This is a genomic window from Vogesella sp. LIG4 (assembly GCF_900090205.1).
Lineage (GTDB): Bacteria > Pseudomonadota > Gammaproteobacteria > Burkholderiales > Chromobacteriaceae > Vogesella.
Genome location: NZ_LT607802.1, coordinates 1,296,974 through 1,322,493 on the forward strand (window position 1 = coordinate 1,296,974; position 25,520 = coordinate 1,322,493).

Annotated in this window: 22 protein-coding genes; 9 read left to right on the plus strand and 13 right to left on the minus strand. The window is 66.3% G+C overall.

Annotated features, from left to right (window positions below; all coding sequences use genetic code 11):
• Positions 1 to 33: 33 nt before the first annotated feature.
• Positions 34 to 663 carry a LysE family translocator gene (locus tag PSELUDRAFT_RS06130; RefSeq protein WP_088966005.1) on the minus strand — a complete coding sequence of 210 codons (630 nt, stop codon included), beginning with the start codon at positions 661 to 663 and terminating at the stop codon, positions 34 to 36.
• 987 nt (positions 664 to 1,650) lie between these two features.
• Positions 1,651 to 2,784 carry a GGDEF domain-containing protein gene (locus tag PSELUDRAFT_RS06135; RefSeq protein WP_088966006.1) on the minus strand — a complete coding sequence of 378 codons (1,134 nt, stop codon included), beginning with the start codon at positions 2,782 to 2,784 and terminating at the stop codon, positions 1,651 to 1,653.
• Positions 2,785 to 2,929: 145 nt separating this feature from the next.
• Here PSELUDRAFT_RS06135 and PSELUDRAFT_RS06140 point away from each other — a divergent pair, with 145 nt between their 5' ends.
• A complete protein-coding gene (locus PSELUDRAFT_RS06140) occupies positions 2,930 to 3,643 on the plus strand; it encodes a pseudouridine synthase (protein ID WP_088966007.1) in 714 nt (237 codons plus the stop codon).
• 68 nt (positions 3,644 to 3,711) lie between these two features.
• On the opposite strand, the gene PSELUDRAFT_RS06145 is transcribed toward PSELUDRAFT_RS06140, so the two are convergent.
• The 4 genes from PSELUDRAFT_RS06145 to hemC form a co-directional block, all read right to left on the minus strand.
• Complete coding sequence (locus tag PSELUDRAFT_RS06145) at positions 3,712 to 4,920, minus strand: heme biosynthesis HemY N-terminal domain-containing protein (RefSeq protein ID WP_088966008.1); 1,209 nt, start codon at positions 4,918 to 4,920, stop codon at positions 3,712 to 3,714.
• 3 nt (positions 4,921 to 4,923) lie between these two features.
• Entirely contained in the window at positions 4,924 to 5,949 is a 1,026-nt protein-coding gene (locus PSELUDRAFT_RS06150; RefSeq protein WP_088966009.1) for a uroporphyrinogen-III C-methyltransferase, read from the minus strand.
• 158 nt (positions 5,950 to 6,107) lie between these two features.
• Complete coding sequence (locus PSELUDRAFT_RS06155) at positions 6,108 to 6,848, minus strand: uroporphyrinogen-III synthase (protein ID WP_088966010.1); 741 nt, start codon at positions 6,846 to 6,848, stop codon at positions 6,108 to 6,110.
• Between the two features lies 1 nt (position 6,849).
• Positions 6,850 to 7,785: a hydroxymethylbilane synthase gene (gene hemC / locus PSELUDRAFT_RS06160; RefSeq protein WP_088966011.1), complete on the minus strand. Its 936-nt coding sequence runs from the start codon at positions 7,783 to 7,785 to the stop codon at positions 6,850 to 6,852.
• A gap of 558 nt (positions 7,786 to 8,343) precedes the next feature.
• On the opposite strand from hemC, the gene ppc reads away from it, so the two are divergent.
• Together ppc and PSELUDRAFT_RS06170 are read left to right on the plus strand one after the other, a co-directional pair.
• Positions 8,344 to 11,052 (plus strand): phosphoenolpyruvate carboxylase, encoded by a 2,709-nt coding sequence (gene ppc, locus PSELUDRAFT_RS06165; RefSeq protein ID WP_088966012.1) that lies wholly within the window; start codon positions 8,344 to 8,346, stop codon positions 11,050 to 11,052.
• 149 nt (positions 11,053 to 11,201) lie between these two features.
• Entirely contained in the window at positions 11,202 to 11,792 is a 591-nt protein-coding gene (locus tag PSELUDRAFT_RS06170; RefSeq protein ID WP_088966013.1) for a DUF1003 domain-containing protein, read from the plus strand.
• Here the strand turns inward: PSELUDRAFT_RS06170 and PSELUDRAFT_RS06175 are convergent.
• Both PSELUDRAFT_RS06175 and PSELUDRAFT_RS19245 read right to left on the minus strand, forming a co-directional pair.
• A complete protein-coding gene (locus tag PSELUDRAFT_RS06175) occupies positions 11,789 to 12,124 on the minus strand; it encodes a DOPA 4,5-dioxygenase family protein (RefSeq protein ID WP_088966014.1) in 336 nt (111 codons plus the stop codon). The genes PSELUDRAFT_RS06170 and PSELUDRAFT_RS06175 overlap by 4 nt on opposite strands.
• A 73-nt stretch (positions 12,125 to 12,197) precedes the next feature.
• Entirely contained in the window at positions 12,198 to 12,338 is a 141-nt protein-coding gene (locus tag PSELUDRAFT_RS19245) for a hypothetical protein (protein ID WP_157725030.1), read from the minus strand.
• Positions 12,339 to 12,441: 103 nt separating this feature from the next.
• Here PSELUDRAFT_RS19245 and PSELUDRAFT_RS06180 point away from each other — a divergent pair, with 103 nt between their 5' ends.
• From PSELUDRAFT_RS06180 to PSELUDRAFT_RS06195, 4 genes are all read left to right on the plus strand, one after another.
• The gene (locus tag PSELUDRAFT_RS06180) at positions 12,442 to 13,356 is read left to right on the plus strand and encodes a LysR family transcriptional regulator (protein ID WP_231895317.1); all 915 of its coding nucleotides are present in this window, start codon (positions 12,442 to 12,444) and stop codon (positions 13,354 to 13,356) included.
• 79 nt (positions 13,357 to 13,435) lie between these two features.
• A complete protein-coding gene (gene rarD, locus PSELUDRAFT_RS06185; protein ID WP_088966016.1) occupies positions 13,436 to 14,338 on the plus strand; it encodes an EamA family transporter RarD in 903 nt (300 codons plus the stop codon).
• Between the two features lie 148 nt (positions 14,339 to 14,486).
• Entirely contained in the window at positions 14,487 to 14,741 is a 255-nt protein-coding gene (locus PSELUDRAFT_RS06190) for a GlsB/YeaQ/YmgE family stress response membrane protein (protein ID WP_088966017.1), read from the plus strand.
• Between the two features lie 226 nt (positions 14,742 to 14,967).
• Complete coding sequence (locus tag PSELUDRAFT_RS06195; RefSeq protein ID WP_088966018.1) at positions 14,968 to 16,221, plus strand: ABC transporter substrate-binding protein; 1,254 nt, start codon at positions 14,968 to 14,970, stop codon at positions 16,219 to 16,221.
• 49 nt (positions 16,222 to 16,270) lie between these two features.
• On the opposite strand, the gene PSELUDRAFT_RS06200 is transcribed toward PSELUDRAFT_RS06195, so the two are convergent.
• Positions 16,271 to 17,464, minus strand: a complete 1,194-nt coding sequence (locus PSELUDRAFT_RS06200) for a winged helix-turn-helix domain-containing protein (RefSeq protein ID WP_088966019.1) — start codon at positions 17,462 to 17,464, stop codon at positions 16,271 to 16,273.
• A gap of 274 nt (positions 17,465 to 17,738) precedes the next feature.
• On the opposite strand from PSELUDRAFT_RS06200, the gene PSELUDRAFT_RS06205 reads away from it, so the two are divergent.
• Positions 17,739 to 19,598 (plus strand): ABC transporter ATP-binding protein, encoded by a 1,860-nt coding sequence (locus tag PSELUDRAFT_RS06205; protein WP_088966020.1) that lies wholly within the window; start codon positions 17,739 to 17,741, stop codon positions 19,596 to 19,598.
• Between the two features lie 313 nt (positions 19,599 to 19,911).
• On the plus strand, positions 19,912 to 21,735 hold the full coding sequence (locus PSELUDRAFT_RS06210; protein WP_088966021.1) for a phosphoenolpyruvate carboxykinase (GTP): 1,824 nt from the start codon (positions 19,912 to 19,914) through the stop codon (positions 21,733 to 21,735).
• Between the two features lie 183 nt (positions 21,736 to 21,918).
• On the opposite strand, the gene PSELUDRAFT_RS06215 is transcribed toward PSELUDRAFT_RS06210, so the two are convergent.
• The 4 genes from PSELUDRAFT_RS06215 to PSELUDRAFT_RS06230 all read right to left on the minus strand — a co-directional run bounded on the left by PSELUDRAFT_RS06215 (position 21,919) and on the right by PSELUDRAFT_RS06230 (position 25,456).
• Positions 21,919 to 22,554: a tetratricopeptide repeat protein gene (locus tag PSELUDRAFT_RS06215; RefSeq protein ID WP_088966022.1), complete on the minus strand. Its 636-nt coding sequence runs from the start codon at positions 22,552 to 22,554 to the stop codon at positions 21,919 to 21,921.
• A gap of 95 nt (positions 22,555 to 22,649) precedes the next feature.
• Entirely contained in the window at positions 22,650 to 24,257 is a 1,608-nt protein-coding gene (locus PSELUDRAFT_RS06220) for a response regulator (RefSeq protein WP_157725031.1), read from the minus strand.
• 261 nt (positions 24,258 to 24,518) lie between these two features.
• Positions 24,519 to 24,734 (minus strand): YdcH family protein, encoded by a 216-nt coding sequence (locus tag PSELUDRAFT_RS06225; RefSeq protein WP_088966024.1) that lies wholly within the window; start codon positions 24,732 to 24,734, stop codon positions 24,519 to 24,521.
• 116 nt (positions 24,735 to 24,850) lie between these two features.
• Positions 24,851 to 25,456 carry a purine phosphorylase gene (locus tag PSELUDRAFT_RS06230; RefSeq protein WP_088966025.1) on the minus strand — a complete coding sequence of 202 codons (606 nt, stop codon included), beginning with the start codon at positions 25,454 to 25,456 and terminating at the stop codon, positions 24,851 to 24,853.
• Positions 25,457 to 25,520: the final 64 nt, after the last annotated feature.

Here is a 25,520-nt window from a genome sequence, read left to right on the forward strand (position 1 = left end):
TGAAAATTGTCGCATTTCGCGGCCTCCGGCCGTTCAGCGAACCACCAGCAGGCGCAGGCCCAGGCCGATGAACACGGTGCCGGCCAGGCGATCCAGCCACATGCCGCGCCGTGGCGAGGTGTTCAGCCAGCGGCCGGCATGGCCGGCGAAATAGCCCAGGCTGCCGAACAGCACCGCCGCCTGCAGCGTGAACAGCACGCCCAGCTGCGCCGTCTGCCAGGCGGCATGCTGGCTGCCGGAGATGAACTGCGGCAGGAAGGCCAGAAAGAACAGGATCACCTTGGGATTGACGGCATTGGCCACCAGCCCCTTGCCGAACAGCTGCCGCAGCGAAGGTTCCGCGCCGCCCTGCTGCGCCGGTTGCAGCCGGCTGCCGGCACTGTGCAGCGCCTGCCAGCCCAGCCACACCAGATAGCCGCCACCCAGCACCTTCAGCCCCAGCAGCGCCCACGGCGTGGCGGCAATCAGCGCGCTTACGCCCAGCGCGGCCAGTAGCGTGTGGCTCAGGCAACCCAGCGCACAACCCAGGCCGAACACCATGCCGCTCTTGCGGCCACGGGCCACACCCAGGCTCAGCACCATCAGGTTGTCCGGGCCGGGCGACAGGGTAATCAGTACCGCGGCGGGCAGAAAGGCAAGCAATTGTTCCGGGCTGAGCAACATGGTGACTCCTGTGGAAAGGCGCTGTTTACCCGCTCGCGGGTAAGCGCGAGGCCGGGCGAAAACGGCTGGGCAGGCCGGGTTTACAAAGTATGAATATGCAATTCGATGTGCTGCTTACCGTGTGAGGTTTGATCAAGTGCTGCCTGGCGTCAACTGCTTGCCGATTGGCGTTGGCCAGTTGTGTCGGCAAAAGCGTCATATGGCTGCTATCAAGGATGATGTCCGGCTTTCTGCGGGAAAGATCGGGTTGTGGCGCTCGCTGCCTGGTGTTGCCGGCCGTTGCGGCTAACGTTGCGGCCAACGTTGCGGCCAACGTTGCGACTGGGCACGGCTGCTGGGTAACAGGGCGATGCTCGCCGCTGGCTACGCCTTCGGGGTGGCGGCTCCCTTGCCGCGCTTTTCGTGCAATGCCTTCCGTGCGGCCGGAGAGTGAGGGATGTGTCGAATGAGGGTGCTGCACTGGATTGCCGCAATGGCGGGTTGTTCAGCGCGGCAGGTTGGGCGCAGCTGGTGTGGGTCGAGCCCGGGCATGTTTTGTCCCCGCCACTGATTTTTGCGGTGGGTGGCCATGGTGCTGGCCAGGCGTGATGTGCAGCCGCCGGTACCGCCTGTTTTTGCCGGGTTGCCTGGCGGATTTTTAGCAGGCCTGCCATGGGGTGCTCCGGCGGGCTGCAGGTGCTGGTAGGTAAAATTCGTAATATATTTACGATTAACATGTATTTATTACGTAAAAATCATATTGAACGCTGAGGAAGCGGAGTGCCGCCGTGCCAGTGGCCTGGCTGATGGCGGGATCGGGGAAGGATTGGTGAGCGGGGAGCTACGGCAATGCACGGCGCGGCGCTATGGCAAGGCTCTCGCCGCATCAGGGGGTAGCGGTGGGTGTTGCCGGGAGGAGCGGGAAGAAACGGCGAGGACAGCTGGTGTGAGCTGCCGGCTGTGCAGGCCGGCAGCGTCAGCGCAGGAAGAAACGGCTGCGTGATGGGCTCAGGCGTCGCACCAGATCAGCTGGTTGCGCCCCGCACGTTTGGCCCGCAGCAGGCGCCGGTCGGCCTGCTCGAACAGTTGCGGCCAACCATGCGGCCCGCAGTCCGGCACGCTGGAGATGCCGATGCTGGCTGTCAGCCGGCTGCACTCGCTGCCGGCGCCTACCTCCACTTCACGAATGCAGGCCGACAGCTTGGCGGCTACCTCGCAGGCCCCCGGCATGTCGGTATGCGGCAGCAGCAGGCAGAACTCCTCGCCGCCGATGCGGCCGAACAGGTCGCCGCGGCGGATGTTGCCGCTGATCACGGCGGCCAGCCGGCGCAGTGCACTATCACCCGCGCTGTGGCCGAAGCGATCGTTGATGCGCTTGAAGTAATCCAGATCGATGACCAGCAAGGCCAGTGGCTGCTGCAGGCGCGCGTGCAGTGCGCACAGGCGTGCGGCCTGCTCCTCGAAGCCACGCCGGTTGAGAATGCCGGTCAGCGGGTCGAGGTGGGCCAGCTGCTGTAGCGCCGCCAGCTCCTGCTCACGGCCCAGATGGATGAAGCACAGCGGCAGGATGGCGGCATTGGCCAGCAAGGGCAGCAGCAACAGCGGCGACATGGCCGGGTGCTCCACCGGCTGTGGCATGGCCTGGGCAAGCAGCAGCTGGTAGCCGCACCAGGCGGCCAGGTAGCCGGCCAGCACGCGTGTCGCACGCTGCTGGTTATGGCCGTGTTGCCACAGCAGCCAGGCCAGCTGGCTGCCGCAGGCCAGCGACAACAGCAGCGGGCAGACCGTGGCCAGCAGCGGGCCGGCGGGCAGCAGCAGCGTTGCCGCCACGGTAATGGCGCACAGTGGCAGCAGATGCTGGCGTTGCAGCAGGGCCGGCCGTGGCAGGGCCAGCAACTGCTGGAAGGCGCCCAGCAGCAGCAGGCCCTTGAGCAGGGTAAGCAGGGGAATCAGCAAGGCCGGCGGATAGGCCGGCATGGGCAGCAACGGCAGGGTATTGCTGGCTTGCAAGGCGGAGGCAAGGCTGAAGCCCAGCCAGTAATATCGGGCGCTCTGGCGTTGCAGCAGCCAGACCATCGCGCCGCACAGCAGGTGCAGCAGGGCCAGGCAGAGCAACAGCGTGCCGGAATCCAGGTAAATCATTACAAATAACGCGACTAGCTAAAGGTTTTTGTTATTAAAAGCCAATGCTAGCACGGTTGTTGGAATAAAAAATCACCAGCTGACATGACAACGCGCTGACACCGTCGGGCGCGGGGCGCTGCGGTGCTAATGCTAGAATGGCGCGATGGAACTGTACCGTTTATTGCAACAACAGGGCTTTGGCAGCCGCAAGGAATGCCGGCAGCTGATCGACTACGGCCTGGTGGCCGTGGATGGCGAAACCATCGACGACTGGCGCGCGCCGGTGGAGCCGGCGGCCATCCGCCAGCTGACGGTGGATGGTGAGGACTGGCCGCTGCTGACGTTGCCGCTGTACCTGCTGCTGCACAAGCCGGCCAACTTCGAAACCTCGCACAAGCCCATCCATCACCCCAGCGTGTACCGGCTGCTGCCGCCGCAGCTGAACAACCTCGGCATCAGCGCGGTGGGGCGGCTGGACGTGGATACCACCGGCCTGCTGCTGTTCAGCAGCGATGGCCAGTTTGTGCACGCGCTGACCTCGCCGAAGAAACAGGTGCCCAAGCTGTACCGCGTCACCACCAAGCACCCGGTGAGCGCCGAACTGCTGCAGCGGCTGCGCGACGGCGTGCTGCTGCACGACGAGAACGAAACCCTTGCTGCGGACAGTGCCGAACAGGTGGCTGACTGCGTACTGGACATGGCCATTACCCAGGGCAAGTACCACCAGGTGAAGCGCATGGTGGCGGCCGCGGGCAACCGCGTGGAGCAGCTGCACCGGCTGGCGCTGGGCGCGGTGACGCTGGGCGAGCTGCCGCCGGGGCAGTGGCGCCATCTGACGGCGGCAGAGTTGGCCGCATTGGGTTTCGGGCCGGCCTGAATTGCTGCCGCGCCGCAGGCAAGAAAAAACCGCCCCGAAGGGCGGTTTTTTTATCGGCAGGAAAAAACTCAGCAGCCCTGCTGCAGCGCGATTTCCAGCGCCAGCGCCTGGTGCTGCGCGGCCTTGTCTTCCTTGCCGATGGTGGCAAACAGCTGGTGCAGCTCGGCATGGGCGCACAGTGTCGGCTGCACCGACAGGCTGGCTTCCAGGTAGCTCTGCGCCTTGCCCCATAGCTGCTCGGCCCGTGCCAGGCGGCCCAGCGCCAGCAGCAGCATGTGGTCGTGCGGGCGCGATTTCAGCCAGTTCTCGGCGTCGCGCATCAGCGTCAGGCGGCGCTGGCTGTCGATATGCTCGGCCAGCATGCCCAGTTCGCGTGCCAGCTCCGGTGTGGCCTGCTCGTCATTGGACAGCGCGCCGGCAATCACCTCGGCGGCGGCGCCGTAGGCCTGCAGGGCGATCAGCTGCTTGGCGCAGTCGGACACCAGGTCCGGGTTCTGCCGTTCCACTTCCGGGATGCGCTTGAGCCAGTCGCGCACTTCGCGCTCGCTGGCGAAGCCGGCCAGCTGCTGGCGGTAGGCGGCCAGGCGGTAGCGGCGTGCGCGTTCGGCGTCCAGCGCGTCGGCCTTCAGCAGTTTTTCGGTGAGCTGCAGTACCTGTTCCGGCTGTTTCAGCATCAGGCGGATCTTCAGCTCCAGCCGCAGCGCGGAAGTGAGGTTGCTGCTGATGGCGCGGGCGCGTTCCACCGCGGCCAGTGCTTCCAGCGGCTGTTTGGCATCCATGCGGATCTGCGCTTCCACCATGTGGCGCGCCAGCTGGCTGCGCTCCGGCATGCCTTCCAGCCGCGACAGGTAGCCATCGCGCTTGGCGTTGTCGCCCACGCTGGCGGCGGAGCGGGCGGCGATCAGCAGCGCCAGCGCCTGGTTGTCGCTGGAGTACTCGTCGTCGATCGACTTGATCGCTTCACGTTCGGCGCGCTGGTAGCGGCCCTCGAACATGGCCAGTGCCGCTTCGCGCAGTGCATGGCGCGAGGCTTTCAGCCGCTTCTGGCGCTGGAAGGCACGCACCTCGGTCGGCAGGTTGGCCGCAAGGCTGATCAGGCGCAGCACGCCGTAGGCCAGCAGGATCAGCACCACGATGGCGACGATCAGCAGGTTGAACGACACCTCCATGCGGTACGGCGGCACGAACAGGATGGCGTATCCGGTGTTGACGGTAGAGGCCAGCCCGATCAGCACCGCCAGGGCAAACAGCCCGACAATCCACAGTACGAATCTCACGGCTTACTCCACTTTGGTGCCCTGCGCCTCGCGCACGGCTTTCAGGCTGGCGGACAGGTCCGGCAGGGTGATGTTCAGGCGTGCGGTGGCCAGCTCGCCCAGGGTGGCCAGCCATTTCTGCGTGGCCGGGGCATCGCCGTCGAAGTAGCGCTTGGCGTACTGGCCGGCGGCGGCGAGATCCGCCTGGTAGCTGGGGCCGTCACGCTGGGTCAGCGCCAGGCGGGCATCCAGCAGGCGCAGCTTGAGGTTTTCGCGCAGGAAGAATGCCTGCTCCGGCGACAGCAGCAGCGCTTCCGGTTTGTCCATGCGGCGGATGCGCACCATCTCGCCCAGGCTGTGGCTCACGTCGGTGAGCAGCCGCTCCCACCACGGCGAGTTGGCCGGCAGCGCGGCCGGGCTGCTCTGGCCGGCCAGGCGGTGCTGGTCGATCACCAGCGGCAGGGTTTCGGCGCCCAGCATCAGGGTGTCCAGTTTTACGGTCAGGCCCACGCTGTCGAGGTAGGGCAGTGCTTTCAGCGTTTCCAGGTCCTTGGCCACGGCCTTCTTCACCGGGATCAGCGCCGGGCTGTCCACGCGGTTCAGGCGGTCGCTCACCATTTCCAGCGCGGTGACGGCGCCGCTGACGTTACCGGCCAGCTGCAGCTGCTGGCTGGATACCGCCAGGGTGTGTTCCACCTCGGACAGCAGCCAGTCGCTGCGGGTCTTGGTGAGTTCCTGGTACATGGCGCCCAGCGTGGCGTACTGGCCGGCGGATTCGTTGACGCGCGCTTCCAGCAGCGTCAGCTTGGCCTCGGCGGCGCGGGAGGCGGCCAGCGCCTGCTCGGTCTGGGTCTGCATGGCCTTGGCACTGCCGCCGGCTTCGGCCAGGCGGCTGGCCAGCGCGGTTTGCGCCTCGGTCAGCTGCTGGCGGGTCTGAAAGTATTGCCAGCCGGTTACGCCCAGCGCCGCGATGGCGATGATCAGTGCCAGATTGACGGATTTCTTGGCGGGCAGCGCACTGCCGCTGTTGACGGAATTGGCTTCGCTCATGGGGTACAGGTAACCGCAAGTTGGCCGCAAGGCGCGGCTGGGTTAGCAGAGGGGCGTATCTACGCCGGGTAATGCAGGGCATTGTAACGCCCAAGTACATGGGCTGCCAGAAATGTGCGCCTGCCGCTGCGGCCGGCTGCGGTGCTGTGCCGGCGGTTTCAGCCGTGCAGCATGGCCGCCAGTGCGGCGCTGCCCCCATCGCACAGGCGGATATCGCGGGCGCCCAGCTGGCGCAGCCGCTCGGCAATGCGCGGGTGCAGGGTAAAGAAAACCTGTGCGGCCAACGCTGGCTGCCGCGTGGCGCCGGCGGCGGCAAACAGCGCGCTGGCGGCCTCGCTGGAGGCGACCAGCAGGCCGGCAAGCGCGCCGTGTTGCCGCAATTGTTCGAACAGCGCCCAGTCCAGCGGCTGCGGCTCGCGGCGGTAGATGTCGGCGTAGGCGACGGCAGCGCCGCGCGCGGCAAGGGTCGCCCCCAGTTGCGCGCGACCATCGGCTCCGCGCACGATCAGCCAGCGCTGGCCGGCCAGTTGCTGCAGCGCCGGCTGGGCCAGCAGCGCGTCACTGTCGTTGCCGTCGTCCGGCGCGATGACCGTGCGGCCGCTGGCGGCGGCCAGCTTGCCGGCGCTGCCGGCACCGACACAGGCCAGCAGCGTGTGCGGCGGCAGGCTGGCGGCGATGGCCGGCCAGCCGATGTCGATGGCGGAAGGGCTGACGAAGATCACGCCGTCGCTGCCGGCGGCCTGGCGCGGCAGTGCAGCCAGCGCCGCGGCATCCGCCACGGTGTCCAGCGCGCAGAACGGCAGGCTGCTGATGCCCAGTGCCGCCAGCTCGGCCTGCTGGCGCAGCGCCTGGGCCTGCGGCCGGACCAGTAGCAGTGTGGGCGGCAGCGTGCCGGGCATCTTACTTGTTGGCCTGTTCGGCGATGACGGCCGCGATCAGCGGGCCGGCGTCCTGGTCCAGCAGCTTCTTGGCTACCGCACGGCCCAGCGCGTCGGCGTAGTCGCGCGGCGCGCTGGCGCTGGCGGTGAGCATCACCGAGCCATCCGGGTGCGCCACGAAGCCGCCCAGGGTGATCACGTCATCGGTGATGGTGGCAAAGCCGCCGATGGGAATCTGACAGCTGCCGCCCAGCACGCGCGACAGCGAGCGTTCGGCGGTGACGCAGGCGGCGGTGTCGGCGTGGTTCAGCGGCGCCAGCAGTTCGATGAGGTCGTTGCGGTCGGCGCGGATTTCGATGCCCAGTGCGCCCTGGCCCACTGCCGGCAGGCTTTCCGACGGTGCCAGCTCGCAGCGGATGCGCTCGGCCAGCTCCAGGCGCTTCAGCCCGGCGGCGGCCAGGATGATGGCGTCGAACTCGCCCTCGTCCAGCTTGCGCAGGCGGGTCTGCACATTGCCGCGCAGCGGCTTGACGGTAAGGTGCGGGTAGCGGGCGCGGATCTGCGATTCGCGGCGCAGGCTGGAGGTGCCCACCACTGCGCCGGCCGGCAGCTCGTGCAGGCTGGCGTAAGTGTTGGAAACAAAGGCGTCGCGCGGGTCTTCGCGTTCGCAGATCGCGGCCAGCGCGAAGCCTGTCGGCAGGTTCATCGGCACGTCCTTGATGGAGTGCACGGCAATGTCGGCGCGGCCGTCCTGCAGCGCCTGTTCCAGCTCCTTCACGAACAGGCCCTTGCCGCCGATCTTGGACAGCGTCTTGTCCAGGATCTGGTCGCCCTGGGTGGTCATGCCGAGGATTTCCACCTGCAGCTGCGGGTAGAGGGCCTCCAGGCGGGTCTTGATGTGTTCGGCCTGCCACATGGCGAGTTTGCTTTCGCGGCTGGCGATGACGAGCTTGTTCATGGACGGCGATCCTGCACGAAAAGGGGATGCGCAATTCTAGCACGCCGGCTACGCACCACCTTGACGCAGGGCAGTGTGTGTAGCTGCAACAGTACGTGTAGTTTAACTACACGGCATCGGGGTTTTACGGCAGGATGGATCGGCATGGTGCGCTGCACGAGCTGCTGGTGCGGGCATGGCGCGGCGGCAAAATGGCGCGCGGCGCGCAAACAGGTTGACAGCCACGGCCATTGCACTGCACAAAAGTGGTTTGCCCGCCGTTGCCCGGCAGGAAGGCGGCGAGCGGGCAAGCAGCCGGCGGCCTGGCATGGCACGCTGGCGCAAAGTCCGGCCTGGCGCATGCCGGGGCGCGAAAACAGCAGGTGCCGCACAACACAGAAAAAAGCCGCTCCGCTGCGGCAGACAAGGCGGCAGGGATAAAGCCGCCACTTCGCAGCGCGAAGCAGCACAGGATAGGCGTAGCGCATGGCCACGACACCACTCGAAACGGGGGCCGGCAGCGCGGCGCAGATTCTGCCGGGATTCAACGACAATGACTATCAGGGAAAACGGAAGAAGATGACTGATCTGGACAAGGACCTGCCCCTGCGCGAAGACCTCGCGCGGCTCAACCGCCTGCTGGAAGCGCTGCTGCGCGAACAGGCCGGCGACGAAGTAGTGGATGAAATCCGCGCCATTCCCGCTGGCGCGCTGCAGCACGACAAGCGCGCCGACGAACTGGTGCAGCGGCTCACCCCGGCCGCCACCACCGCGCTGGTGCGTGCCTGCGGCCTGTATTCGCAGCTGTTCAATATTGCCGAAGACCTGCACCACGCCCGCCGCCGCCGTGCGCACCAGCGTGCCGGCAGCGCGCCGCAGCGCGGCAGCCTGTCGCGGGCGCTGTCCACCATTCACGAGGCTGGCGTGCCGTTTGCACAGCTGAACGCCGCGCTGCAGGAGGCCAGCGTCAGCGCCGTGCTCACCGCGCACCCCACCGAGGTGCAGCGCCAGAGCGTGCTGGATGGCCACCGGGCAGTGCGCAAGTTCCTGCAGCAGCTGTCTTCCGTGGAGATCACTCCGGAAGAAGAGCAGGAAGTGGAGGCCAAGCTCACCCGCGTGATCCACGCGCTGTGGCAGACCACCGAGATCCGCCCGTTCAAGATGACGGTAGCCGACGAGATCGAAAACGGCGTCGCCTACCACCCGCTGTCCTTCTTCCAGTCCATCCCGGCGCTGTACGACCGCCTGGGCAAGCAGATTCGCGAACTGTGGGGCGAGCGCGCCGACATCCCGTCCTTCCTGCGCGTGGGCAGCTGGATCGGTGGCGACCGAGACGGCAACCCCAATGTCGACGCCGGCGTGCTGCGCCACGCGGTGAAGCGTCAGGCTGAAGTGGCGTTCAAGCATTACTTCTACGAACTGGCCGGCCTGTACCGTGAATTGTCGCTGTCGCAGCGCCACGTGCAGGTATCCGCCGGGGTGCAGCGCCTGGCCACCGCTTCGCCGGATACCGCCATCAGCCGCAAGGAAGAACCCTACCGCCTGGCGCTGGCCAGCATCGAAGGCCGCCTGTCCGCCACCGCGGCCGGCCTGGGCCTGCCGCTGCGTGGCCGCTGGAGCGCCGGCGAGCCCTACGCTTCCGCCTCCGAGTTGCAGGCCGAGCTGCAGACGCTGGCCGATTCGCTGACCGAGCACGGCAGCGCCCTGCTGATCGACGGCCGTCTGGGCAAACTGCTGCGCGCGGTGGACGTGTTCGGCTTCTACCTGATGCCGCTGGACCTGCGCCAGCACGCCGAAAAACATGCCGGCGTGGTCAGCGAACTGTTCGCCCACGCCAACCTGGAGCAATACGACGCGCTGGACGAACCGGCGCGCGTGCGCGTGCTGCTGCGCGAACTGGCCACGCCGCGCCTGCTGTACTCGCCCTACCTCAGCTACAGCGCCGACAGCGAAAAAGAGCTGGGCATCTTCCGCGAAGCGGCGCTGGTGCAGCGCCAGTTCGGCGACGGCGCCATCGCGCAGTGCATCATCTCCAACTGCGCCAGCGTGTCCGACATCCTGGCGCTGGCACTGCTGTGCAAGGAGTGCGGCCTGCTGCGCCTGGATGGCGGCGTGCCGGCCATCAGCCTGAACCTGGTGCCGCTGTTCGAAACCATTGCCGACCTCGACGCCTCCGCCAGCATCATGCAGCAGCTGTTTGCCCTGCCGTGGTACCAGCAGCTGCTGAAGAGCCGTGGCGAGGTGCAGGAAGTGATGCTGGGCTACTCCGACAGCAACAAGGACGGCGGCTATGTCACCAGCCAGTGGCAGCTGTACCAGGCCGAGCAGCGCCTGGTGCGCGTGTTCGACAAGGCCGGCATCCGGATGCGCCTGTTCCACGGCCGCGGCGGCTCGGTGGGCCGCGGCGGCGGCCCGTCCTACGAGGCCATCATGGCGCAGCCGGCAGGCACCGTGGTTGGCCGCATCCGCATCACCGAGCAGGGCGAGGTGATCACCGCCAAGTTCGCCGACCCGGACAACGCCACCCGCAACCTGGAAGCGCTGGTGGCCGCCACGCTGGAATCCACCCTGGCGCACGGCGACAGCCGCATCACCGACGAAAGCGCGGTGGCCGAGCTGTCCGACAGCGCCTTCCGCGCCTACCGCGCGCTGGTGGAATCGGACGGCTTCATGCAGTACTTCATGGAGGCCACCCCGATCGGCGCCATCGCCAAGCTCAACATCGGCAGCCGCCCGGCCTCGCGCAAGACGCTGGCCAGCATCAAGGACCTGCGCGCCATTCCGTGGGTGTTCTCCTGGTCGCAGTCGCGGGTGATGCTGCCGGGCTGGTACGGCTTTGGCAGCGCGGTGCGCGCCTTCCTCGATGCCCACGGCGAAGCGGTCGGCCTGGCACGGCTGCAGGCGCTGTACAGCGGCTCGCCCTTCCTGCAGGTGATGCTGTCCAATATGGAACAGGTACTGGCCAAGGCCGATCTGCAGATTACGCGCCGCTACGCCGCGCTGGTGGGCGATGCCGCGCTGGCCGACCGCCTGTTCGGCCGCCTGCAGGCCGAGTTCGATGCAACGTTGGCCGCATTCTTCTCCATCACCGGCCAGGAAAAGCTGCTGCAGGGCAACCCGACGCTGGCGCGCTCGCTGGATACCCGCCTGCCCTACCTGGATGCACTCAACCTGCTGCAGGTGGAGCTGCTCAAGCGCCTGCGCGACCAGCCGGACGACGAAGAGGCGCTGTACGCCATCCACCTCACCATCAACGGCATCTCCGCCGGCCTGCGCAACAGCGGCTGATGCGGCTTGCGTCATGAGCTGCAACGGGCTGCCTGCGGGCGGCCTGTTTTGTTTCCCGATTACATCTGGACACAAGACAGTGCGTGCGGGCAGTGGGCAGGAATTGGAAAATACCGTAGAGACAACACTATTTCGTTCAGAGGTGCCGCATGAACCCTACCAGCAAAGACATCAAATACCTGGCCGAGCACCTTCTGCATACCGGCGTCGGCGGCCTGGCCGACCGTGAGCTGCAGGCCTTGATGCGCATCTCGCGCAAGCTGCAGTCGGTGCGCCCGGAAAGCACGCTGCTGGACAACGGCCCCACCCTGGGCGAGCGGCTGTCCGACCGCGTGGCCGAGTTCGGCGGCTCGTGGACCTTCATCCTGCTGTTCATGGGCTTTCTGCTGGCCTGGGCGCTGGTGAACACCTTCGTGCTGGGTACACAGGCAGTCGATCCCTACCCGTATATCTTCCTGAACCTGATGCTGTCGATGCTGGCGGCCATCCAGGCGCCCATCATCATGATGTCGCAGAACCGCCAGGCTGCGCGCGACCGCATGACCATGATTCGCGACTTCGAGGTGAACCTGAAGTCGGAAAACGCCATCGACGGCCTGCACAAGCGGCTGGATCACCTGACCTGGGAGATGCTGTCGGATCTGGACCTGCTCAAGCAGGGGCAGCGCCAGCTGGCGCAGCAGCTGGGCAAACAGCCGCCGCACGCGCCGGAAACATCCAGCCCGGCCAGCGGTGACTAGGCGCGGGACAGCGTTTCCAGCTTCAGCGGCAGCGGCTCGCCCAGCCAGCTTGCCGCCGTGGTGTGGGCGGCCAGTTCGTCGGCCAGTTGCGGGTGCAGCAGCACCGGCAGCTGGCCGCGGTGTTTTTCCAGCAGTGTACGTACGGCGGGTAGCAGGCTGTCGGCAAAGTCGATCTCGAACATCGGCCGGGTATGCGGGCCAACCTCGCGGTGGATCAGCCGCCCCAGCCAGCAGCCTGGCGGCAGTTGCGCGCTCAGGGTGGCATGCAGCGCGGCGGCGAACTCGGCCTGTTCCGGCAGGAAGTAGACGTGGGCGTGGTAGATCAATGACATGGCGGCTGGCGTGGCGGGAAAACGGCATTGTAGCCGCGGACGGCAGCGATGGCTGCCGTCCGGATGGCCGGCATCACACCCAGCGGCCGCGGCTGAGGCTGTCTGCCTGGTGGCGCAGCTGCTCCAGCCGTTGTTCGGCGCAGGGCAGGGGCGGTTCCACGTGCAGCAGGCGGGGTGAAAACAGGTGATCGAACAGCTGGCGTAGCAGTTTCATGACATCCTCACTGTTGAGTGGTGGCGACAGATGTCAGCCTAATCTGCTATGTTGTGGGAATAAACTGCCTATTCCTTGATGGTTTGTCGAGAAAATGAAAACAATGCCATCGCCAGACGAAGTGCTGGCATTCGAAGCGCTGGCTCGCTGCGGCAGTTTCACCGCCGCCGCAGAGGCGCTGGGCTGTACCAAGAGCATGGTCAGCCTGCGGCTGAAGGCGCTGGAGAAGCAGCTGGGGGCGGTGCTGGTGTTGCGCACCACCCGCCGGCTGGCACTCACCGAGGCCGGGCAGCGGCTGCTGCCGCATGCCGAGGCGCTGCGCCAGAGCCTGCTGCAGATGCAGCCGGCGGTGGACAGCGCGCAGTGCGCGGTGGAAGGCCCGCTGGTGGTGAGCACCTATGTGTCGGTATCGCAGTTGCTGGCGCCTATCCTGGCCGAGCTGGCCCGCGAACAGCCCGGCCTGCAGCTGCGGCTGGAGGTGAACAACCGCGTGCAGGACCCGATTGCCGACGTGCTGGACTTCTGCGTGCGCTCGCGCAAGGTGCACGACGACTCGCTGGTGGCGCGGCCGCTGGGCTGGGTGGAAGAAGCGCTGTATGCCGCGCCGGGCTACCTGGCGGCACAAGGTTGGCCGCAGACGCCGGAGGAGCTGGCCGCACACCGGCTGATCATGGACGGTAGCTGCCTGACGCTGTGCCGCGGCGAGGAACTGCGCTCGCTGACGCAGCCTGCGCCGCTGCTGGATTGCAATCTGTACCAGAACAACCTGACGCTTACCCTGCTGGGGCACGGCATCGGTGCGCTGCCGGACTTCCTGGCGGCGCCGGCGCTGGCGAGCGGGCAGTTGCAGCGGGTGCTGCCGGGCTGGCACAGCGACCGCTGGCCGGTGTTCCTGGTGCACCCCTACCGCTTGCCGCTGCCGCGCAAGTACCAGGTGTTTCTCGATTTCGTGCTGCCGCGGCTGCGCGCCGTGCTGCAGGCGGCCGATAGCGGCGCATTACCGTCGCCAATGCACTAAAACAGGGCGCGTGCGGCTTGCTGCTGCGACGCAGCACAGGCAGGATAGGGCCTCCCCCCATCTATCGAACGGTTTTGTCATGTCTCACCCCACCGCCCCGTCGCCGCGCGGCATTGCGCTGTCGCTGCTGGCGTCATCGCTGTTTGCCATGCTGCCGGGCTACGTCACCCTGCTGGCACCGCTGGACAGCGTGGCCATTTTTGCCTGGCGTATTGTCTGCACCCTGCCCGGCGTGCTGCTGATCCTGCAATTGTCCGGCAAGCGCCAGGCCTTCATCGATACCTGCCGGCGGCTGCGCGAACCGAAGCTGATGCTGCTGGTGCCGCTGATGACGGCGATGATGGGGGTGCAGCTGTGGCTGTTCCTGTGGGCGCCGTTCCACGGCCAGGTGGTGGCGGTGTCGCTGGGTTACTTCCTGGCGCCGCTGGTGATGGTGCTGGTAGGCCGTCTGCTGTACGGCGAAAAACTGTACCGGCTGCAGGCGCTGGCGGTGGCACTGGCGCTGCTGGGTGTGGCGCACGAGATCTGGCTCACCCGCGGCCTCGCCTGGCCGACGCTGCTGGTGGTGCTGGGCTACCCGCCCTACTTCGTGCTGCGCCGCATGACCGGGCTGGACGCGGTGTGCGGCTTCGCGCTGGAAATGGCGCTGATGCTGCCGTTGGCGATCGTGCTGCTGCTGTGGCAGGACCCGTCCGGCTGGGTGGTGCTGCGCGAGTTCAAATACTGGCTGCTGCTGCCGGGGCTGGGGCTGGTGAGTTCGGTGGCGCTGCTGTGCAATATCGCCGCCAGCCACCTGCTGCCCATGGGGCTGTGGGGTCTGCTGGGCTACGTGGAGCCGGCGCTGCTGTTCGTGCTGGCCATTACCGTGCTGCGCGAGCCGGTGACCGCCGGCACGCTGTTCACCTACGGCCCGATCTGGGGCGCCATCATCCTCACCGGCATTCACACCCTGCGTCAGCAGCGCCGCCTGCAGCTGGCCTGAGCCGACAAGGGGTTGGCCGCAGGGCCGGCTGCTGCCGGCAGTGTGCTATATGGTAATTGTCTGAAATGGCGCAACGGCGCGGGACAGCGGGATTCTATATGCCAGAATTCCGACTCCCTGAACAATCTCTTGAGTGGAGGGCTTCACCATGTTGCACATCCTCTGGATGTTCATTGTCGGTATCGTTGTTGGTGCCATCGCCAGGCTCATCATGCCCGGTTCGGAACACCTCGGCCTGCTCATGACCGGTGTGCTGGGCATCGCCGGCTCGTTCGTGGGCGGCTTCATCGCCCGTCTGATCAGCCCGCCGGCCGAGGGCGCCATGCTCCATCCGGCCGGGCTGGTGCTATCGGTGATCGGCGCGCTCATCCTGCTGTACGCCTGGCACCACCTGGCGCGCTGACGCAGCGGCCTTCCCTGCCGGCCGCGGGCATCTGCCTGCGGCCGATTTTCTTTCCTTTCCGCGTTCTGTCAGTCGCCACCGCCTGCGGTGCGCATCCTTTTGCTGCCACGGCAGTCATATCAGCTTGCCCTATAAAATTTCGATAAAACGTTGATTTTATTGAGATCATGGCCGCCTCCCTATACTGCAGCCACTTCGGAACTCGGGCCGATGCCGGGAGGTGGTGATGCGAAGCATCCGATGCGGCTGGCTGTGGCTGGCCCTGCTGCTGGCCGACCCGGCCCGGGCGGTGGATGTACCGCCCGATCTCACGCTGGCCTTCATGGTCAGCTCTGGTGCACAGCGCAGTGCCTGGGCCGATATCGTGGCGGCGTTCCGCCACGATAATCCGGATATCCGGGTGCGCAATCTGGTGTTCGGGCAGGAGGATTACAAACAGGACACGGCGCTGCAGCTGCAGCGCCGTGAAGTCGATCTGGCGTTCTGGTTTGCCGGGCAGCGCCTGCAGCGGGCGGTACGCCTGGGCTGGCTGCTGCCGGTGGACGACCTGCTGTCGCCGGCGTTGCGGGAACGTTTTGTGCCGGCGGTAATGCGCGGGTTGCGGCAAGGCGGGCACTACTGGGCGGTGCCGGTCAGCTACTACCCGTGGGGGCTGCTGTACCGCCGCTCGCTGTTTGCCGCGCTGGGGCTGCGCGTGCCGGCCACCTGGGCGCAGTTCCTCAGCATCCTGCAGCACTTGCAGGCGGTGGGTATCGCGCCGCTGGGGCTGGGCGCGAAAAGCGGCTGGCCGGCGGCGGCATGGTTCGATTACCTGGATCTGCGCCTGAACGGCGGCCGCTTCCACCGGCAGCTGCTGGCCGGCCGGGCCGACTGCCGCGACCCGCGCGTGGCGGCGGTGCTGGCGCAGTGGCAGGCGCTGCTGCGTGCCGGCATGTTCCAGCCCGGCGCGGCGGACAGGGAATGGGACGAGGTGCTGCCCTATCTGTACCGCTACCAGGTGGGCATGGTGCTGGCCGGCTCGTTCGCGCTGGCCTATATGCCGCGTACGGTGCTGGCCGACATCGGTTTCATTCCGTTTCCGGCAATGAATGCGCGGCAACCGCGAGTGGAGGATGCGCCGCTGGACGTGCTGGTGCGCCCCAGGACCAGCCGGCATGGTGCGGCGGCACGGCGCTTCATCGACTTCCTGCTGACGCATGGCGAACTGCTGGCCCGGTATGGCGAGACCGCCTTCCAGCTGCTGCCGCTGCGCGACGGCCCGCCGCCGGAGGCGCCGGTGCTGCGCGAAAGCCAGCAGTGGCTGGCACAGGCGGCGCAGCTATCGTTCTTCTTCGACAGGGATGCTACGCCGGCACTGAGTGAGGCGGCGTTGCCGGCTTTCCGCCGCTTTCTGCTGCCGCCTTACGATAGCGGGCAGTTGTGGCACAGCCTGTGCCCACGCTTTCCCTCGCTGGAGCGGGTGCATCGCCTGGGTGGCTGAAGCCGCCCGCGCCGGCGTTGCGGCCAACCTTGAGCTGTTCACCAGCCGCTTACCACCCTGCCGGCAGGCGGTCAAAGCGCAGCTGCGGCGTGCCGTGCCAGTCGGCCACGCGCTGCAGCGCCTTGATGATGTCGTCGCGCAGGCGCTGGCTGAGCCGCACGCCGGGTTCCAGGTACAGCGCTTTTACTTCGAACACGCCCTGCGCGCGATGCGCCTTGGCATCCAGCCGCCCCGCCAGCCGGCCGCGCAGCAGCAAGGGCAGCACGAAGTAGCCGTACTGGCGCCTGGGTGCCGGGGTGTAGCACTCGATGCGGTAGTCGAAGCCCCACAACTCGCTGGCGCGCTTGCGGTCCCACACGATGGGGTCGAATGGCGACAGCACGCTGCAGGCGCTGGCGGCCAGTTGCTCGCTTGCGGCCAACGTCAGCTGCGGCTGCAGGCTGTGGTGGACGAAGAAGTCGCCCTTCAGACCATCCACCCGCACCGGCAGCAGTTCGCCGGCGTCGGCCAGCGCGTGCAGGCTGGCGGCATCGTTGCCGCGGCGCAGCCGGTAGTAATCGGCCACCCAGCCGGCCTTCACCAGCCCCAGCGCGCGGCAGCTGGCGCGGATCATGTCCAGCCGCGCCTCGTCATCGCCGGGCAGGTGGGCGGCATCGTTCCACTCCGGCAGCACGCGCTCGGCGATGTCGTATACGCGCTGGAAGTTCTGCCGCTCGCGCACCATCAGCCGGCCGCTGGTGAACAGCACTTCCAGGTGGCGTTTTTCCGGTTTCCAGTCCCACCAGCCGTTGCCCTTGCCGCTACGGCGTTCGAAGTCGCGCGAGCGTACCGGGCCGTTGTCGCGGATGTGGCTAATGAGCTGCTCGATGTCGGCCTGGTGCTTTTTCATCCATTCCACCGAGAACTTCCAGCCCATGGCCGCCGGGTTCAGCATGCGGTGGCGCAGCAGGCGGTAGTCCTCGCGCGGCACGAAGCAGGCTTCGTGCGCCCAGTATTCGAACAGCGCGCCCTCGGCCAGCAGCTCGTCCAGCCAGGCCGGGTCGTAGGCGCCCAGGCGGCTGAACAGCACCAGGTAGGGGCTGCGCGCCACCACGCTGATGGTGTCGATCTGCAGCAGCGCCATGCGGCGGATGGCGGCCAGCACGTCGGCCTTGGCGGCCTTGCGCCGCGGGGTGGTCAGCATGCCCTGCGCGGCCAGGTGCAGCGCGCGGGCGGCGGGCAGGGATAGCAGGGTGTGGCTCATGATGACACTCGGGTGGAAAACACTGTGTGCAGCATAACGCAGCAGGCGCTCAAGGTTGGCCGCAGTATCATCCGCTAGCCTGAATCACCTGGCGCCTGCCTTACTACAATCCAGTGTGGGCGGGTGGTGGCGATCACCATGCTACAGCGTGGCCGCTGCCGGTACTGGCCACTAGGCCGGGCTGCCTTGTCGGCCCGGTGATGCCAATGTTATATGTCGCTTCCCGTAAACCTGACCGCAGCGGCAAGCCCGTTGCGGCATCGGAGTGTTCTTTATGTATTCGTGGTTCGAACGTCGTCTCGACCCTTATCCCGACACCCCGCCGGCGCAGCCGCCGGCCGGTTTCCTGCCGTTTGTCTGGGCCGCCACCCTGGGGCTGCGCCGCCTGATCCTGCTGATGACGCTGCTCACTGCCGCCATCGGGGCATTCGAGGCCTTGCTGTTTTCCATGCTCGGTTCCATCGTCGACTGGCTCAGCCACGTGCCGCCGGCACAGCTGTGGAGCAGGGAACAGCACAACCTGCTGCTGCTGGCCGGCATCCTGCTGGCCAGCCCGCTGCTGATCTGGCTGCAGGCGATGTGCAAGTACCAGGGGCTGTCCGGTAACTTCCCCATGCGCCTGCGCTGGCATTACCACCGCCACCTGCTGGGCCAGAGCATGGGCTTCTACCAGGACGAATTCGCCGGCCGCGTGTCCGCCAAGGTGATGCAGACCGCACTGGCAGTGCGCGACACGGTGATGATCGTCACCGACATCCTGGTATTCGTGGTGATCTACTTCGTCACCATGGTGGCGGTGGCCGGCAGCTTCGACCGCCTGCTGCTGTGGCCATTCGTGGCCTGGCTGGTGCTGTACGTGCTGACGCTGCGCTTCTTCGTGCCGCGCCTGGGCAAGGCGGCCAAGGCGCAGGCCGATGCGCGCAGCCTGATGACCGGCCGCGTTACCGATGCCTACACCAATATCGCCACGGTGAAGCTGTTTGCGCACAGCGCCTACGAGGCCGGCTTTGCCAGGAGCGCCATGCGCGAGTTCATGGCCACCGTCTACCGCCAGATGCGGCTGGTCAGCGGCTTCGAGGTGGTGAACCACGTGCTGAGCATGGGGCTGATCGCCAGCACCGCCGGCGCCACGCTGTGGCTGTGGAGCCGCGGCCAGGTGGGCATAGGCGCGGTGGCGGCAGCCACCGCCATGGCGCTGCGGCTGAACGGCATCTCGCACTGGATCATGTGGGAGATGTCCAGCCTGTTCGAGCAGATCGGCACGGTGCAGGATGGCATCAACACCCTGGCGCGGCCGATCGCCATTACCGATGCGGCGGGTGCTGCGCCGCTGCAGGTGGCGCGCGGCGAAGTCCGCTTCGATAACGTGAGCTTTGCCTACGGCGGCGAGCGGCCGGTGGTGGATCACCTCAACCTCACCATCCGCCCCGGCGAGAAGATCGGCCTGGTTGGCCGCAGCGGCGCCGGTAAGTCCACCATCGTCAACCTGCTGCTGCGCTTCTACGACGTGGAAGGCGGCCGCATCCTGATCGATGGCCAGGACGTGCGCGCGGTAACGCAGGACAGCCTGCGTGCGCAGGTGGGCATGGTGACGCAGGACACCTCGCTGCTGCACCGCTCGGTGCGCGACAACCTGCTGTACGGCCGGCCGGATGCCGGCGAGGCGGCGATGGTGGCCGCCGCGCAGAAGGCCGAGGCGCACGAGTTCATCCTGGAGCTGAGCGACCCGCACGGCCGCCGCGGCTACGATGCCCACGTCGGCGAGCGCGGCGTGAAGCTGTCCGGCGGCCAGCGCCAGCGGGTGGCCATCGCCCGGGTGATGCTGAAGGACGCGCCGATCCTGCTGCTGGACGAGGCTACCAGCGCGCTGGATTCCGAGGTGGAAGCGGCCATCCAGGGCAGCCTGTACCGGCTGATGGAAGGCAAGACCGTGGTGGCCATCGCCCACCGCCTGTCCACCATCGCCGCCATGGACCGGCTGATCGTGCTGGACAAGGGCCGCATCGTGGAAGAGGGCGACCACGCCAGCCTGCTGGCCAGGGGCGGCCTGTACGCACGGCTGTGGGCGCACCAGAGCGGCGGTTTCCTCGGCGAGGAGCTGGACCCGGACGAAGAGGCCGAACTGGCAGGTTGAGCAGCGGCATGGCGCGATATTTCATGCCACCGGGGTTTTTCATGTGCTGGCCGCTTTGGCAACAAAGTAGTTATCCGACTACCTGACAATCGTCTGTTTCGACCGATTTGCGCTTTTTGCGCAACAAAAAGCCGTGACCGATGCATAAAAAGCGTCGCGTCACGGCAGATTTCCGTCGTGCCTGAACCTCTGGGACTACAGCTCGGCGATAATGCCGCAGCCCCTACTCAGGGCGACCTACCAGACCTGACCTGGCCACAGCATTCAGGCGGGTTTTGTCGGTTGCTCTGCCATTGAAATCGCAGAGGTAGATATGTCCTTGCAAGTACCCTCCTACATCCAGCATCAGAAACTCATCGATTGGGTGGCCGAAGTCGCCGCCCTCACCAAGCCTGCCGCCATCCACTGGGTGGATGGTTCCGACGCCGAAAACAGCCAGCTGCTGGCGCAGATGGTGGCCGCCGGCACCCTGAAGGCCCTGAACCCGGAAAAGCGCCCCAACTCCTACGCCGCCTTCTCCGACCCGTCCGACGTGGCGCGGGTGGAAGACCGCACCTTCGTGTGCAGCAGCAAGCGTGAAGATGCCGGCCCGAACAACAACTGGCAGGCGCCGGAAGAGATGCGCGCCACCCTGAACGGCCTGTTCGACGGCTGCATGGCCGGCCGTACCATGTACGTGATTCCGTTCAGCATGGGCCCGCTGGGCAGCCCGATCGCCCATATCGGCATCGAGATCACCGACTCGCCCTACGTGGTGGCGTCGATGCGCATCATGACCCGCATGGGCCGCAATGTGTACGAAGTGCTGGGTACCGACGGCGACTTCGTGCCCTGCGTGCACACCGTGGGCGCACCGTTGGCCGCAGGCCAGGCCGACAAGCCGTGGCCGTGCAACCCGGACACCAAGTACATCGTGCACTTCCCGGAAAGCCGCGAGATCTGGTCCTACGGCTCCGGCTACGGCGGCAACGCGCTGCTGGGCAAGAAGTGCTTCGCGCTGCGCATCGCCTCCACCATGGGCCGCGACCAGGGCTGGCTGGCCGAGCACATGCTGATTCTGGGCGTGGAAAACCCGCAGGGCGAGAAATCCTACGTGGCCGCCGCCTTCCCCAGCGCCTGCGGCAAGACCAACTTCGCCATGCTGATTCCGCCCAAGAGCTACAACGGCTGGAAAGTCAGCACCGTGGGTGACGACATCGCCTGGATCAAGCCGGGCCAGGATGGCCGCCTGTACGCCATCAACCCGGAAAACGGCTACTTCGGCGTGGCGCCGGGCACCTCGGAGAAATCCAACCCCAACGCCATGGCCATGCTGCGCGAGAACGTGATCTTCACCAACGTGGCGCTGACCGACGACGGCGACGTGTGGTGGGAAGGCATGAGCAAGACCCCGCCGGCGCACCTGATCGACTGGCAGGGCCAGGACTGGACGCCGGAGATTGCCAAACAAACCGGCCGCAAGGCGGCGCATCCGAATGCGCGCTTTACCGTATCCGCCAAGCAGTGTCCGTCGCTGGATGCGGCATGGAACGACCCGGCCGGCGTGCCGATCTCGGCCTTCATCTTCGGTGGCCGCCGCTCCAGCACCGTGCCGCTGGTGTTCGAAGCCGCCAGCTGGGAAGAAGGCGTGTACCTGGCCGCCACCATGGGCTCGGAAACCACCGCCGCCGCCTTTGGCGCGCAGGGTGTGACCCGCCGCGACCCGTTCGCCATGCTGCCGTTCTGCGGCTACCACATGGGCGACTACTTCAACCACTGGCTGCAGATGGCCGGCCAGCTGCAGCAGCTGCCGCGCATCTTCTGCGTCAACTGGTTCCGCACCGACAAGGACGGCAACTTCCTGTGGCCGGGCTTCGGCGACAATATGCGCGTGCTGGAGTGGATGGTGGGTCGCGTGCAGGGCAAGGCACAGGCGCAGCGCAACGCGCTGGGCTGGGTGCCGGAGTACGGCCACCTGAACTGGGCCGGGCTGGATGAATTCAGCGCCGAGCACTTCGCGCAGCTGATGGCGCTGGACGCGCAAGCCTGGCAGCAGGAACTGGCCGCGCACGACGACTGGTTCGCCAAGCTGGCCGACCGTCTGCCGCCGCAGCTGGCCGCGCATCGTAGCAAGCTGGCTGCTGCGCTGACGGCTTGAGCCCCGGCCAAGCCGTTCGCAAACAAGGCCGCCCACGGGCGGCCTTGTTGTTTGTTGGCCGCATGCGGCCAACCTTGCGGGTTGTGGATAAGTTTATCCACAGCTTGGGCGCCAAATACGGTGCCTGCCATATCGTGACGCATGGTGCGGTCACGATATGGCAAGGCTTTGAAAGGGAAGGGTTTATTCTGACGGGCTGACGCGGCGTGCCAGCGCGATGGCTTTCAGGCTGGCGGCGACATCGCCCTGTACGCCGGCGCGTGCATACCAGCGGATGGCGTTTTCCAGATCCTGACTCACACCGTCGCCGTGCTCGTACATGCTGGCGATCAGGTATTGCGCGCCGGCATCACCCTGTTCGGCGGCACGTTCATACCAGTAGGCGGCCATGTGCATGTCCTTGGGCGCACCGCGGCCCAGATAGTACTGGGTGCCCAGATCCAGCTCGGCGGCGCTGAGGCCCTGCAGGGCCGCGCGCATGAACCAGTGCGTGGCCTTGGCTTGCGAACGCGGCACGCCGTCGCCGTTTTCATACAGCAGGCCCAGCGCGTATTCGGCCAGCGGCAGCTGCTTGTCGGCTGCCACCCGCAGCCAGCGTATTGCCTTGTCGTGATTTACCGGCACCGACTCACCACGCCAGTGCATGATGGCCAGGTTGAAGGCCGCCACCCGGTTGCCTTCCACCGCAGCGCGCTGAAAGCGGTCGCGTGCCTGCTGCCAGCGCCCGGCCTGGTAATCCTGCCAGCCTTCGATTTCGGGTAGCGGGGCCTCCGCGTGGGCGAGGGAAGCCAGTAACAGTCCTATCCACAGCAGCCGCATGATCGTTCCTTTCCCTCATCCTGGCCTGGCAACCGCGTCGCCTGCGCAAGGGCTTTGACCATGCTGCCGCTGATAAACTCCCGCGGAAGTCGCTGTCAGTCCTTGATGACCTCGGCCTCGCTGCTGGCGTTGCCCAGCTTGAGCAGGGCGCGCTGGAAACCCTGCACCCGCTCGTGTTCCAGCGGCAGCCAGTGCAGCATTTCGCGCACCTTGGCAATGCTTTCCGGGTCGCCCTGCTGCAGCAGCAGCGAACAGGCATTCATGCCCAGACGCTCGTTGAGCGTGCGCTGCGCCTGCTCGTACAGCAGCATGGCGGCCTGCACGCGCTTCTTGTCCTTGGTCAGCGCCACCGCTTCGTCGTTGGTGACCTGCAGTTCGGCATAGGCATCGCGGATGGTCTGCGCCAGTTGCTCGCGCTTGCGCGTCATGGCGGTGAGCTGCTCCACGTCCTGGTGGGTGCGCACGAAGCGCATCGACAGCTGCTGTATCCACGCCGGGCCGCAGTAGTTTTCCAGGTCGGGCGGCAGGCGCACCACCGCTTCCAGGAAGCGTACGCCGCTGCGCCAGGCCAGGCGGCCTTCGCCCAGCTGCGCGGCGGCCTGGCGCAGCGATTCCTGTGCCTCGGCATAGGCCTGGCGGCCCAGCAGGCTGATGGCGCGGCAGACATGCGGCAGAAAGCCGTCCTGCCCGTTCTTGAACATGGTGGACAGCTGGTTGGCCACCTGGTCCATCTTGTCGGTATTGCCGGCCTCGCTGTGCGCCTGCAGCAGATCCACCAGCACGTCCGGCCCGAAGCCGCTGTTGTTGCGGCCAACCTGCACCGCCTTTTCCAGGAACTGCGCCGCCTTGGCCGGGTCGCCGGCGTTCAGCGCGCTTTCGCCGGCCAGGCACAGGCGGCGGAAATTGCGCGGCGACATGGCGATGGCGCGTTCCAGCACGTCCAGCGATTCGGCGAACTGGCCACAGCGCGCCAGGTTGTGCGCCAGTGTGTCGTAGGCATCGGTGTAGTGCGGGGCGTCCTGGATGATTTCCTGCAGCAGGTCGGCGCTTTCTGCCGCCTTGTCCTGAGCGTGTAGGATGCGCGCCATGCCCATCTTCGCCCACGGAATCACCCGCAGCTGCATGATTTCGCGGTAGCGTCTGGCGGCGGCGTCGTACTGCTCCAGCGCCAGATGGGTTTCGGCCAGCAGGCGCAGCACATCCAGCTTCTTCACCATGGTGTCGGCCTTGGGAATCAGGCTTTCCAGGATGGGAATCGCTTCCTTTTCGCGGCTGTCCATCAGCGCGTCGTGTGCCGGGCGCAGGAAGAATTTGCGCTGGAACGCCTGCTGCATGCGGTCGAGCAACATCTGGCTGGAGAAGGGCTTGAGGATGTAGTCGTCGGGGGCGACTTCCGCGGCGGCCACCACGCGCTCGTAGCTGCGCTCGCCGGTGATCATGATCCACACCGTGGTCAGCGGGATGCCGCCTTCGCCGCGCAGCTGCTCCAGCAGCTCCTGGCCGTTCATGCCTTCGCCCAGGTGGTAGTCGCACAGCACCACATCGAACTGTTTGCTTTTCAGGCGGCTCAGCGCATCGGCAGCATTGGTGCACATTTCCGAGCGGGTAATGTCGACATTACCCAGCATGGCGCGCACTGACTGGCGAACCATCAATGAATCATCGATCACCAGGACGGTGGTTTTGTCGTTCAACTCACTCACGGGGATGGGGTCCCAAATGCTGATGTGGTAGTTGCCGGGCTGCTACAGCGCGCAGGCCGGCGTTTTGCTGCACTATAAACCAAGCCAGGTTTTAAATTGTTATTACATCTACAAGTTATAGCTTGAAGATGCCGCTGTCGTGCAAAGTGTGTCCAATTCGGTATACCCGCGATGGGCGGGGCATGCAAAGCCTGTTCTTGCACAATAGTAAAACCCCGCCAACTTCGGGCTGGCGGGGCTGGTTGCCGGCGGGCGCTGCGCTCAGGCGGCGGTGCTTTTCAGGATCAGGTACAGCTCGTCCTTGAGCTTGAGCTTTTCCTTCTTGAGGTTCTCGATTTCCACCGCAGTGGCAACTTCGATGCGGGCTTCCATGTTCTTGATCTGCTGGTCCAGCTCGTTGTGGCGCTCGAACAGTCGCGTGAAATGGGCATCTTCGGTTTTCAGTTTGCTGATCAGGTCGCGAAATTCCGGAAACATGATGACTCCTCAGGTGGGTTGGCAAGGCTTTTCAACACCATGCTAAGACTGCGCTCGCCAGCCTACTTTGATCCAGAGCACAAATCCATCCGGCATTGTCTTATCTCCGGTTTGCGCTAGGTGCCGTGCCGGGCCTGCAGATGGTCGATCAAGCGATGCAGGCCGGCGGTAAGCGCCTGCACCGAGCCGGCCATGTCCCAGTCGTCGTGGCCGGGCTTCACCACGTTGGAGATGGCGCGCAGTTGCAGGAACGGCACCTGCTCCTCGCGGCAGACATGGAAGAACGCGGCGCCTTCCATGTTCTCGATGTCCACGCCGCGGCTGTCGATGAACGGCGCCAGCGCGGCATTCAGCGAGGCGCTGCGCGCCAGCGGGAAGGGGGCGTCCGCCGGCAGGTGGTGGCATGGCAGCGTATGGCGGCGCACGAAATCCATGTCCAGCGGCAGGTGGGCCAGGTGGGTGAAACCTTCCGGGGTGAAGAAGCCCAGGTCGGCTTCCACTTCCGAGGCCACCAGCACCACGTCGCCGATGGCGAGATCGGCATGCGGGTACATGCCGGCGATGCCGGCCAGGATCAGCAGCGACGGGCGCTGCTGCTGGATGGTTTTCAGCGTGGCATAGGCGGTGGCGGTGAGGCCGACGCCGCTGACGATGCTGTGCACGTCGTCACGCTGGAACAGGGCCGCCTCGCTGGCGGTGGGGAACAGCACGCAGATGCTCATGGCGGGGCCTTGCCGACGGATGATTGATAAGCGGATTGTAGTGCCTGCCGGCCAATCTGCCGTC

What these genes read in the sequence shown, in the direction of transcription:
- PSELUDRAFT_RS06130 (WP_088966005.1), bottom strand. Translation starts at nt 663, where the DNA reads ATGTTGCTCAGCCCGGAACAATTGCTTGCCTTTCTGCCCGCCGCGGTA.
- PSELUDRAFT_RS06135 (WP_088966006.1), bottom strand. Translation starts at nt 2,784, where the DNA reads ATGATTTACCTGGATTCCGGCACGCTGTTGCTCTGCCTGGCCCTGCTG.
- PSELUDRAFT_RS06140 (WP_088966007.1), top strand. Translation starts at nt 2,930, where the DNA reads ATGGAACTGTACCGTTTATTGCAACAACAGGGCTTTGGCAGCCGCAAG.
- PSELUDRAFT_RS06150 (WP_088966009.1), bottom strand. Translation starts at nt 5,949, where the DNA reads ATGAGCGAAGCCAATTCCGTCAACAGCGGCAGTGCGCTGCCCGCCAAG.
- PSELUDRAFT_RS06155 (WP_088966010.1), bottom strand. Translation starts at nt 6,848, where the DNA reads ATGCCCGGCACGCTGCCGCCCACACTGCTACTGGTCCGGCCGCAGGCC.
- hemC (WP_088966011.1), bottom strand. Translation starts at nt 7,785, where the DNA reads ATGAACAAGCTCGTCATCGCCAGCCGCGAAAGCAAACTCGCCATGTGG.
- ppc (WP_088966012.1), top strand. Translation starts at nt 8,344, where the DNA reads ATGACTGATCTGGACAAGGACCTGCCCCTGCGCGAAGACCTCGCGCGG.
- PSELUDRAFT_RS06170 (WP_088966013.1), top strand. Translation starts at nt 11,202, where the DNA reads ATGAACCCTACCAGCAAAGACATCAAATACCTGGCCGAGCACCTTCTG.
- PSELUDRAFT_RS06175 (WP_088966014.1), bottom strand. Translation starts at nt 12,124, where the DNA reads ATGTCATTGATCTACCACGCCCACGTCTACTTCCTGCCGGAACAGGCC.
- PSELUDRAFT_RS19245 (WP_157725030.1), bottom strand. Translation starts at nt 12,338, where the DNA reads ATGAAACTGCTACGCCAGCTGTTCGATCACCTGTTTTCACCCCGCCTG.
- PSELUDRAFT_RS06180 (WP_231895317.1), top strand. Translation starts at nt 12,442, where the DNA reads ATGCCATCGCCAGACGAAGTGCTGGCATTCGAAGCGCTGGCTCGCTGC.
- rarD (WP_088966016.1), top strand. Translation starts at nt 13,436, where the DNA reads ATGTCTCACCCCACCGCCCCGTCGCCGCGCGGCATTGCGCTGTCGCTG.
- PSELUDRAFT_RS06190 (WP_088966017.1), top strand. Translation starts at nt 14,487, where the DNA reads ATGTTGCACATCCTCTGGATGTTCATTGTCGGTATCGTTGTTGGTGCC.
- PSELUDRAFT_RS06195 (WP_088966018.1), top strand. Translation starts at nt 14,968, where the DNA reads ATGCGAAGCATCCGATGCGGCTGGCTGTGGCTGGCCCTGCTGCTGGCC.
- PSELUDRAFT_RS06200 (WP_088966019.1), bottom strand. Translation starts at nt 17,464, where the DNA reads ATGAGCCACACCCTGCTATCCCTGCCCGCCGCCCGCGCGCTGCACCTG.
- PSELUDRAFT_RS06205 (WP_088966020.1), top strand. Translation starts at nt 17,739, where the DNA reads ATGTATTCGTGGTTCGAACGTCGTCTCGACCCTTATCCCGACACCCCG.
- PSELUDRAFT_RS06210 (WP_088966021.1), top strand. Translation starts at nt 19,912, where the DNA reads ATGTCCTTGCAAGTACCCTCCTACATCCAGCATCAGAAACTCATCGAT.
- PSELUDRAFT_RS06215 (WP_088966022.1), bottom strand. Translation starts at nt 22,554, where the DNA reads ATGCGGCTGCTGTGGATAGGACTGTTACTGGCTTCCCTCGCCCACGCG.
- PSELUDRAFT_RS06225 (WP_088966024.1), bottom strand. Translation starts at nt 24,734, where the DNA reads ATGTTTCCGGAATTTCGCGACCTGATCAGCAAACTGAAAACCGAAGAT.
- PSELUDRAFT_RS06230 (WP_088966025.1), bottom strand. Translation starts at nt 25,456, where the DNA reads ATGAGCATCTGCGTGCTGTTCCCCACCGCCAGCGAGGCGGCCCTGTTC.